The sequence below is a fragment of the Dellaglioa sp. CoH-56-MRSF-14 genome (assembly GCF_056782115.1).
In genome coordinates, this window is the sequence record NZ_JBXAYB010000006.1 from 81,364 (window position 1) to 91,346 (window position 9,983).

Sequence of the window (9,983 nt, forward strand, 5' to 3'; positions counted from 1 at the left end):
ACCCCTTATTTAATATTATTCATATTATTTCTAATTTTTTGGATGATAGCCATCTTATTATCATAAGCTTTTTGTGATAAATCGACAGGGTAATCTTGTGGATTTAATTCACGTTTATATTCTTCCCATAACCCATCTAACTGAATTCTTGAATACTCTCTAATAGCATCCAATTCTGGCTGATTATAAACCAGTTCACCTTCAACAAATATATCTTGTAAAATTGGTCGTGCATTATAGTTAGTTACCAACTTATTAATATAGGTATACTGCTGATGGAACATATAAAGTGAGTCTTGTTTCTGAGGTTCCTCATCCGATAGTGCAATGTAATCTCCTTCAGTTTTACCATCAACTTTATTAGTAATACGCCATACTTGTTTCTTACCTGGTGTTGATACTTTTTCTGCATTATTACTGAGTTTAATTGTATCAACCATTTTACCATCGCCACCTTCAATGGCTACTAATTTATAAACTGCACCTAAGGCGGGTTGATCATAGGCAGTTATTAGTTTAGTTCCAACGCCCCAGACGTCAATTTTAGCTCCTTGCATTTTTAAATTAGTAATTGTTTTTTCATCTAAGTCATTTGAGGCATAAATTTTAGCTTCTGTAAATCCAGCTTCATCTAATTGTTCACGAACGCGTTTCGAAATGTAAGCCATATCCCCACTATCAATTCGTACGCCGGCAAAATTAATCTTATCACCTAACTCTTTAGCAACTTTAATTGCACTTGGCACACCACTTTTTAACGTATCGTATGTATCAACTAAAAAGACACAATCACGATGCGTTGTTCCGTAAGCCATAAAAGCATCATAGTCATCTCTGTATGCTTGAACTAATGAATGCGCATGCGTTCCACTGATAGGAATACCAAATATTTTACCTGCTCGGACATTACTAGTTGCATCAAATCCACCAATATAAGCTGCACGTGTTCCCCAAATAGCTGCATCAAATTCTTGTGCTCGTCTTGTACCAAATTCTAACACACCATCATCTCCGGCTACAGCTTTGATACGAGCTGATTTTGTTGCAATCAATGTTTGATAATTAATGATGTTAAGTAATGCCGTTTCTACTAATTGACAGTCTGCTAAAGGACCTTCTATTTGGACAATGGGTTCGCCGTTAAAAACAACTTCCCCTTCAACAGCTGACCTGATTGTGCCACGAAAATGAAAATCTTTTAAATAGGCAAGAAAATCATCTGGATATCCTGCCACTTCTCTTAAATACGCAATGTCTGTCTCTGAAAATTTTAAATTTTGAATATAATTAATAGCTCGTTCTAAGCCTGCAAAAATCGCATAGCCATTAGAAAATGGTAAATTTCTGAAGAAAACTTCAAATACAGCATTTTGATTATGAATATTTTTTTCCCAGTAAGTTTGGATCATATTAATCTGATAAACGTCCGTATGTAACGTATAGCTATCATCTGGGTAATTTTTTACCATGATGTTTCTCCTTTAAAATGAATGCACTACTAGAATTTTTTCCAGCACACAAATTATAATCTACATTTTACCATTTTTTCCGTAATCCGTCATATTCAATACTTATTTTAAATTTATCTTCTGTTATAATGAGACAAAGTTTAAAAAGTGAGGACATATTATGCCAAATAAATTTAAAAAAACAAAAATATTAGATATCGAATTTATTAATACAACTAATGACGCTTTTTTAACTCAGATAGCGACTGATTCGATAGCTCATCTAAATCGATTTATCGTGACAGCCAACCCAGAAATTGTTCTATTTGCACGACAACACCCAGATTATAAAAAGATTCTTAACCAAGCTGACTACGTTACACCAGATGGTATTGGTATTATCAAAGGCGCAGCAATTTTAGGGACTCCAATGCCCGAACGAATCACTGGCTATGATACTTTAATGAGCCTGCTTAAATGGGCTAATAGTCATCAAAAATCAATATACCTAGTTGGTGCAGCCGAAACGGTCATCCAAAAAGTTGCCAAAACGATTAAGTCTGATTATCCAAACATTAATTTAGTCGGATTTCATAATGGTTATTTCAAAAATGATCAGGATATTGTAAGTAACATTAAAATATCTCAGCCTGATTTTGTTTTTGTTGCAACAGGTTTTCCAAATCAGGAGGAATTTATTCAGCGTAATCGCCAAGTGTCTGATAGTATCTGGATGGGTGTTGGTGGTAGTTTCGACGTTCTAGCGGGTACTGTGAATCGTGCGCCACAATTTTGGCAAAATCATCATATTGAGTGGCTTTATCGTTTATTCCAAGAACCGACTCGTTTTATTCGAATGCTAGCTATTCCACGTTACTTATTACTAATATACAAAGAAAAATTTAGAGGACATAAAAAAAAGAACTAAGAAATTAAAAATTTCTTAGTTCTTTTTTACATATTGTTATATTACCAAACGAAAACGCCAACCATACCCGCTGATAATAATGAAACTAGAATACCAGATAATAGCATGTAACCAACGTTTCTTGCGATAACATCATTTTTTTCTTTATCCACAATTCCTTTGAAACAACCAATAATCATTCCAATTGTTGAAAAGTTTGCAAACGATGTAACAAAAACAGTTAAAACAGCTTTGTAATGAGGTGCAAATGAGTTAATCGTACTTGATACTTGTCCCATAACAACAAATTCATTTGTTACTAATTTTGTACCCATGTAACGTGCTAATTCGAAAGCATCTGAAGGATTGAATCCCATTAACCAAGCAAATGGGAACATAATAATACCTAAAATATTTTCAAGTGATAAATTTGGATTAACTAATCCAAGAATATTATCAATCAAGGCTGCTAAAGCAACGAAAGCAATAACATTTGCTGCAATAATCAAGACTAACTTACCAGCACCCAAAATTGAATCACCCAAGAAAGCGAAAAAGGGTTCTCTTTTATTATCTGATTCAGAAGTTTCTAAATCATTTGAGTTACTACCTGTCATTTCAGCAATAGTATCTTCTTCTTCTGTTACTTCAACTGGATTTAAAATACTTGTTATAATAATAGCATTAATAATATTAATTGGAACAGCTGTTAAGATATATTGACCTGGCATCATTGTTGTATAAGCACCAATGATTGAAGCCGTCACACAGCTCATTGACATCATTGCCAAAGTTAAGTTCCGTTCTGATTTCATTAGTTTCAACTGAAGGCTTGAAACAGCTAATGCTTCAGTATTTCCCAAAAACATCATTTCTACTGAGAAAAATGATTCAAATTTTGGTTGGCCTGTAATTTTTGATAACCCACGGCCAATCCACTTAATAATAAATGGAAGAACGCCAATGTACGTTAAAATATCAAACAATGGCACAATCATAATAACTGGTAATAGAACACTCATGAAAAATCCCATATCAGTTACTTTAGGCATAGCGGGTACCATAAATTGAATACCTTGATATGCGGCCTGCATTAGCCAATTAAACCCATTAGCCGCGCCTTCTACAAGATCACGTCCTAATGAGAATTTTGTTAAGAACCAAGCTAAAAATAAATTAATAACGACCATAATTGCGATTGATTTCCAATTGACTTCTCTCTTTTTCTTGGAAAACGCAAATGCAACTAAAATAAAAATGGCAACACCGAAAATATTAACTAATAAATACATATCTTAAAACCCCTTCAGATAATTTATTTTTTGCTCTTAAATAATATAGCGTTATCTCAAATTGATGTCAATCGAACAGATTTCTCAAAAAAAAAATTACTCTATCTCATCCATTGATATGGTTGAAAGAGAGCAATTAATAATTTCTTAAACTTTATTTTTCTAGATAAAATTCAAAGCGATTCCCTACATATTGTGTCCGAACATATTCAAAAGGTTCACCATTTTTCAAAAAGCTAACTTGACGAAGCCTCAAAATCGCTTCACCACGCTTGATTGATAGATAATCCGCTATGCTTTCAGCAGCTGACATAGCAGACACTGTCTGTTGTGCCCCTCCCAATGTTAAATTGGCTTTTTCTTCCAATGTTCGATATAAAGAGCTCGTAATTTCAGTTTTACTATAACCCTCAACTAATTTATTAGGAACCGTAGCAACTTCAAAACAAATCGGTAAACCATCAGCATAACGAATTCGTTCCATTCGTAAGACTAGTTCGCCATCGATCAATTGTAACTTTTCAATTTCACTTAATGAAGGCGTTGTAACATGATAAGTGATCGTCTTACTTGAAGCCACTTTTCCCTGTTCAGCCATTAGGTCAGTAAAACTAGTCACACCTGACATCTTTTCTTGAACCTTCTTACGAGCAACGTAGGTTCCATCACCAACATGACGTTCTAGAATACCTTCATCTACCAAGGTTTGAATTGCCTGTCTAAGCGTCATTCTGCTGACACCAAATACAACAGCAAGTTCACGTTCAGCCGGAATACGATTGCCAACTTCCCATTCACCAGATTCAATTGTTTTTTTCATTTCATTATGAATTTGAATATATATGGGAGATCCCATTAACAATTACCTTCCTAACCTTTTATTAAAATTTACGTCCAAAGCTATATGTGCTTTCTAGTTGCATGTTAGCATCAAATAAGTTCATATCAGCATCTTTTCCGATTTCAATAGCACCTTTTGATGTTAAATTGAATTCCCTAGCTTGATTGACAGAACTCATCAATACAGCTTCTTCGATACCACAACCAGTAAATTTCATAATATTTTTAAATGCATCTTGATATTGTAAAACAGAGCCTGCTAAATTACCAGATTCTAATCTTGCTTGTTTGTCTTTAACAATAACTTTTTGCCCGCCAAGTTCGCTTAAGCCTTCAGGCATTCCTTTAGCACGCATCGAGTCAGTAATTAATTCAATACGTTTAGGTCCTTTTAAATCATAGGCTAGTTTAATCATATCTGGCACAATATGAAAACCATCAGCAATAATTTCTGTATAAATATTATCCTCTAAAAATGCATGTCCAGTTACACCTGGTTCACGATGCTTAAATTCGCGTTGTGCATTGTATAAATGAGTGACATGACTTGCTCGAGAATGTTTCATTTCTTCGCGAGTAGCGTTACTATGGCCCACTGAAGGTACGATACCATTCTTGATACAATACTCTTCAAATTCAGGTGACGTTTTATGTTCCGGTGCATAAGTCACTAATTTGATCATATGTCCTGATAATTCATTCCATTTATCAAATAACTTTGTATCAGGTGCCTCAATATATTTTTCAGGCTGTGCGCCTTTAAAAACAGGAGAAATAAATGGTCCTTCAAGATGAATTCCTTGAATAACAGGGTTCACTTCAGCGGCTTTTTTGATACCAACCATAGCATTAGCAATATTTTCATGTGATTGGGTCATTGTCGTTGCGAAATAAGTCGTAACACCTTCGTGAATCATATCGGTAACCATTTCATTAATTTGTTTAGAATCACCATCCATAGCATCAAAACTATATCCACCATGGCTGTGAACGTCAATAAATCCAGGAACAATAATTTTCCCTTCTACATCTCTAACCTCATCAGAGGCTAAAGCTTTGTATTCGCTCATTGGCCCCATTGCACTAATTTGTTTATCAAATCGAATATATGCATCTTCAATTTTTTCTGAACCCGTGTAGATAACTGCATGTTTTAAAACAATACTCATCTTATCCGCCATCCCTTCAATTTATAAACTTAGTATAATCGGTATAGACCAAAAAAACAAGGTCATATCAAATTTAGTTTTTGTCTTTAGCCACAGTTGCATCAACTGCTTTAATAATAGAATTCATAAATCCAGCCTCTTCCATTGCAAGCAATCCAGCAATAGTTGTGCCACCCGGAGATGAAACCTCATCAATTAATTTCCATGGCACTTCATCAGTAGCTAAGACCTTTTTTGCACTGCCTAGTACAGCTTGAGCAGCAATCTTAGTTGCTTTATCTTTTGGTAAGCCATATTTAACGCCTGCACGTGCAAGCGTATCAATAAATAAGTAAATAAATGCTGGTGAGCTACCAGCAAGAGCAACAAACGTGCTAAAATCGCGTTCAGCAATCTCCATCGTTTCACCAATAGTATCAAATAAATCAGTACCTTGTTTCATTTGTTTATCTGTCAAAATATCATTACCGACTAACGCAGTCATACTTTCGGAAACCGTTGCGTTAACATTTGGCATTGTTCTTAAAATACCAACTGAATGATTATCTAATTCTAATTCAATTTCAGAGATTGAAACACCTGATACAATAGAAATTAGCATAGGTTTGTATTCCTTCACTGACTCTTTAATTTCTGCTAAAACCATACCTAAGACAATTGGTTTAACAGCAAGAAAAACAACGTCAGCCTCACTAACCACCTGAGCATTGCTACCTAACGCTGTAAAGCCATTAGCTTCAGCATAAGGTACATAGCTGGACTCTCTTGCACTGTGTACCAAAATTTCTTTTGGCGCGATAAATTCTGCTTCTACTAAACCTTCAATAATTGCTCGAGCCATATTACCAGCTCCAATAAATCCAATTTTCATAGTTTCCTCATTTCAATTATTATATTTAATTACTATCTCCATCATACCGCAAAAAAAAATAAAATAACAAATAAAACAAAAAAGCAGATACCTAAGTATCTGCTTTTAGCTAGTTGGGTTAGATGGATTCGAACCATCGCATGACAGGATCAAAACCTGTTGCCTTACCGCTTGGCTATAACCCAATATTATAAAATAATGGTGGAAGAGAGTGGATTCGAACCACCGAACCCGAAGGAGCGGATTTACAGTCCGCCGCGTTTAGCCTCTTCGCTACTCTTCCATATCAGCTTTATCCGACTTAACTATCATACAAATAAATGGATTAAAAATCAAGCTTTTTTTTCAATTATTTTAAATTAATTATTTGTAACGTAAATTTCCACTCATCGAAGAACGTATTTTTCGTCCATTCGTTATATTTTTTCCGCCCATATCCCACTGGCTTCGTATAATACGTCGTTTCATTAATTTGAATAGGATCATGTTTGATATGGAGGTGCCCAAATAAAACTTTTTCTACTTTATAGTATTCTAACAGATCTCCCATCTTTTGACTACCTAACATGCCGTTTGCAACGTTCCAGAAACGATTATCATTATTAATTTTAATATACAATTCATTAGGTACAAAATGAGTCATAAATATTATTTTTTTATTTAATTGTTTCGCATCACTCAATAATTTTTCAGTTTGTCTTAAACTTAATTTAAATCTCTCGACATCTGGCATTGGTTGAACAATTTTACGATCGATCCAATAGTTTGTTTTCCAATGTAGCATTTCTTTATCAGACCGTTTTAGCTGTTTTGAGTAACTGTAATCGTACCATCCATTATTACCTATAATACGCCATTCAGTGCCGGAGATATCCAAATATTGATTATGGAGATAAGAATCATTCACTACACTTTCTAGCTCATCAAATGTTATATTTTTAACCATGTCATGGTTACCTGCAATAAATAAGACAACAATTTTATTATTTAACTTTCTTTTCAGTCTAATAATATAATCAATCGTTTTATTAAAATCATTAAATAAATCTCCTGTAATAAGATAATACTCAATATTTTTCGCTAATAGATAATTTACTTGTTCATCAATAATTATATCCACATCAACTTTATTAATATCAAAGTGATTATCACTACTAGTTGCAATAATTGTCATGTTTCCCTCCAAAAAAAGATATGTTAATTAAAATTAACATATCTTTCATTAAAAATCTATTTAATTAACGCCTTCCATTAATTTATGAATTCTTGGAATAAAGAAACTCAACATAATACCAAAGGCAACAGTAATTCCACCAACTACAGCAAAGTACATTGATTCAGTAGCGGGTGTGTATAACCGAACAATTTGTGAATTCAATGCTTGAGCAACAGCATCACTCAAGAACCAAACACTCATCATTTGAGATTGAAAACTTTTTGGTGCAAGTTTAGTAGTAATTGATAAGCCAACTGGAGAAACCAAAACTTCACCAAGCATAACCATCATCCAACTTGCAACTAACCATAATGGGCCAACTTTAGTATCTGTTCCAAAAAGAACACCAGGGAGCATCATCCAAAGGAAAGATGCTCCAGCAAATACTAGACCAATTGAAAATTTAGCTGGAGAACTAGGTTGTTTCGATCCTAATTTAACCCATAACCAAGCAAATATTGGAACATAGATTAATATGAATAACGGATTCATACTTTGAAAGAAACTAGCTGGGAAAGTGAACCCAAAAGCACTTAACTGCGTTCTAGTTGACGCAAACATTGCTAAAACAACTGAACCTTGTTCTTCAATTGACCAGAATAAGATACTGGCAATAAATAACGGAATATACGCTGTAAGTCTTGATCGTTCAATTTTTGTTGTTTTCTTACTTGTTAACATCATTGTAAAGTAATAGACAGGGATGATAACTGCAAGAATTGTGATTAAAAGAATGACATTCGTAATATTTAATGATTTAAATAGGAACATGATAACTAAAATTAAAGCTAAAGCTATAACACCGATTGAAGATTTTTTAAGAATAGTTGATAATTCGTTAGGTTGAATAGGGTCATTAGGATATAAACTATCTTTTGTTAAATATTTTCTTCCGTCAAAGTAATATTGAACTAAGCCGAAAAACATCCCAATAGCTGCTAATGAGAATCCAACGTGGTAATTATATTCTTGACCAACCCATCCAACTAGCAACGGTGCAATCAAAGCACCAATATTAATCCCAGATACAAAGATACTGAAACCAGAATCACGTCTTGGATCCTTACTATTGTATAATCCACCAACCATTTCAGAAACATTAGGTTTTAACAACCCTGTTCCCAATACGATTAACGCGATAGATATGAATAAAGCAACTGATTTAAAGGGTGTTGCAAGAACAATATGTCCTAGCATTATTAGTATTCCACCAATAAACACTGTTTTTCTACTACCCCAAAGGCGATCACTAACGAAACCTCCAATGACACCTGATAAATAAATTAATGATCCATAAATGGACATAATTGACATGGCTGTAGCTTGATTATAACCAAGCCCATCCACTTCTGAAATCATATAGTATAAAAGAATTGCTCGCATTCCGTAATAACTGAATCGCTCCCACATTTCTGTAAAAAATAGTGTTGATAATCCTCTAGGATGACCAAAAAAGGCCGTATCTTTATTTTTCATGGACTTCCTCCGATATAAATCTAGTATATGTATTTTAATGCATTACACATTATACAATGTATATATATCAATAGTCAAATCAAATTTTTACTTATATCTCATCATTTACTACTTGTTTTATCATTTAACGTCTTTCTAATATGTGAAAAATTTTATATCCATTATTAAGTAATAGTGTAACAAAAAATGCTCTATAGTATCTGCTATTTTTGCTAGAACAATCTATCAAGTGACTAAGTATTTTATCCGGTTCATTTTAGAAGCACGCGAAAACGTTAAAGTAATCGTTACTTATATAAACTATACGTATCCCAAGTTTACGAGAACTTTGTTATTCCCGAACGCCATAGTTGTTTACGATCAATTTCACATTTACAATGCACTTATGCATGCATTTAATAAAACTTGAATTCAATTTTTTAAAAAAATTGTTTACTCATTTTAATTTAACATGAAGACTATGTGAAAAACGCTATTAACTATCCTTATTCTAATAGCCTACTTGAAGGAAGGGACTAACAATAAATTGAAAATTATTAAACGTAATGCCTACGGATTTAGTGATTTTAGGAACCGTGTTTCCTTTGTAATGAGAAATAAAACTATAAAAAAAGGTGTTGTCACTTTGTGACAACACCTTTTTTTATATTCAGCAACGGTCGTAAAATTTTATTGTTTTATTTTTAATAGCATGGCAACGTCCTACCCTCGCAGGGGGCGACCCCCAACTACTCTTGGCGCTAAGAAGCTTAACTTCTGTGTTC

10 protein-coding genes and 2 tRNA genes are annotated in these 9,983 nt (G+C 33.7%); 3 read left to right on the forward strand and 9 right to left on the reverse strand.

Going from position 1 to position 9,983, the window contains the following annotated elements; genetic code table 11:
- Positions 1-5: 5 nt before the first annotated feature.
- Positions 6-1,469, reverse strand: a complete 1,464-nt coding sequence (locus AC1RPX_RS06945; RefSeq protein WP_481761871.1) for a nicotinate phosphoribosyltransferase — start codon at positions 1,467-1,469, stop codon at positions 6-8.
- 160 nt (positions 1,470-1,629) lie between these two features.
- Here AC1RPX_RS06945 and AC1RPX_RS06950 point away from each other — a divergent pair, with 160 nt between their 5' ends.
- On the forward strand, positions 1,630-2,376 hold the full coding sequence (locus AC1RPX_RS06950; RefSeq protein ID WP_481761870.1) for a WecB/TagA/CpsF family glycosyltransferase: 747 nt from the start codon (positions 1,630-1,632) through the stop codon (positions 2,374-2,376).
- 41 nt (positions 2,377-2,417) lie between these two features.
- On the opposite strand, the gene AC1RPX_RS06955 is transcribed toward AC1RPX_RS06950, so the two are convergent.
- From AC1RPX_RS06955 to AC1RPX_RS06990, 8 genes are all read right to left on the reverse strand, one after another.
- Positions 2,418-3,647 (reverse strand): NupC/NupG family nucleoside CNT transporter, encoded by a 1,230-nt coding sequence (locus AC1RPX_RS06955; protein WP_481761869.1) that lies wholly within the window; start codon positions 3,645-3,647, stop codon positions 2,418-2,420.
- Positions 3,648-3,801: 154 nt separating this feature from the next.
- Positions 3,802-4,503 carry a GntR family transcriptional regulator gene (locus tag AC1RPX_RS06960; RefSeq protein WP_481761868.1) on the reverse strand — a complete coding sequence of 234 codons (702 nt, stop codon included), beginning with the start codon at positions 4,501-4,503 and terminating at the stop codon, positions 3,802-3,804.
- Between the two features lie 25 nt (positions 4,504-4,528).
- Positions 4,529-5,656, reverse strand: a complete 1,128-nt coding sequence (nagA, locus tag AC1RPX_RS06965; RefSeq protein ID WP_481761914.1) for an N-acetylglucosamine-6-phosphate deacetylase — start codon at positions 5,654-5,656, stop codon at positions 4,529-4,531.
- A 73-nt stretch (positions 5,657-5,729) separates the two neighbouring features.
- On the reverse strand, positions 5,730-6,527 hold the full coding sequence (gene proC / locus AC1RPX_RS06970) for a pyrroline-5-carboxylate reductase (RefSeq protein ID WP_481761867.1): 798 nt from the start codon (positions 6,525-6,527) through the stop codon (positions 5,730-5,732).
- A 113-nt stretch (positions 6,528-6,640) separates the two neighbouring features.
- Positions 6,641-6,712 (reverse strand) — tRNA-Gln (locus tag AC1RPX_RS06975).
- Positions 6,713-6,726: 14 nt separating this feature from the next.
- Positions 6,727-6,810, reverse strand: a tRNA-Tyr gene (locus AC1RPX_RS06980).
- Positions 6,811-6,876: 66 nt separating this feature from the next.
- The gene (locus AC1RPX_RS06985) at positions 6,877-7,701 is read right to left on the reverse strand and encodes a metallophosphoesterase (RefSeq protein ID WP_481761866.1); all 825 of its coding nucleotides are present in this window, start codon (positions 7,699-7,701) and stop codon (positions 6,877-6,879) included.
- Between the two features lie 60 nt (positions 7,702-7,761).
- A complete protein-coding gene (locus AC1RPX_RS06990; protein ID WP_481761865.1) occupies positions 7,762-9,219 on the reverse strand; it encodes a peptide MFS transporter in 1,458 nt (485 codons plus the stop codon).
- A 193-nt stretch (positions 9,220-9,412) separates the two neighbouring features.
- Between AC1RPX_RS06990 and AC1RPX_RS06995 the strand changes: the two genes are divergently transcribed.
- Positions 9,413-9,628, forward strand: coding sequence for a transposase (locus AC1RPX_RS06995; protein ID WP_481761913.1), 216 nt, complete (start codon positions 9,413-9,415; stop codon positions 9,626-9,628).
- Between the two features lie 117 nt (positions 9,629-9,745).
- Positions 9,746-9,850 (forward strand): hypothetical protein, encoded by a 105-nt coding sequence (locus AC1RPX_RS07000; protein WP_481762193.1) that lies wholly within the window; start codon positions 9,746-9,748, stop codon positions 9,848-9,850.
- The last annotated feature ends 133 nt before the right edge of the window (positions 9,851-9,983 follow it).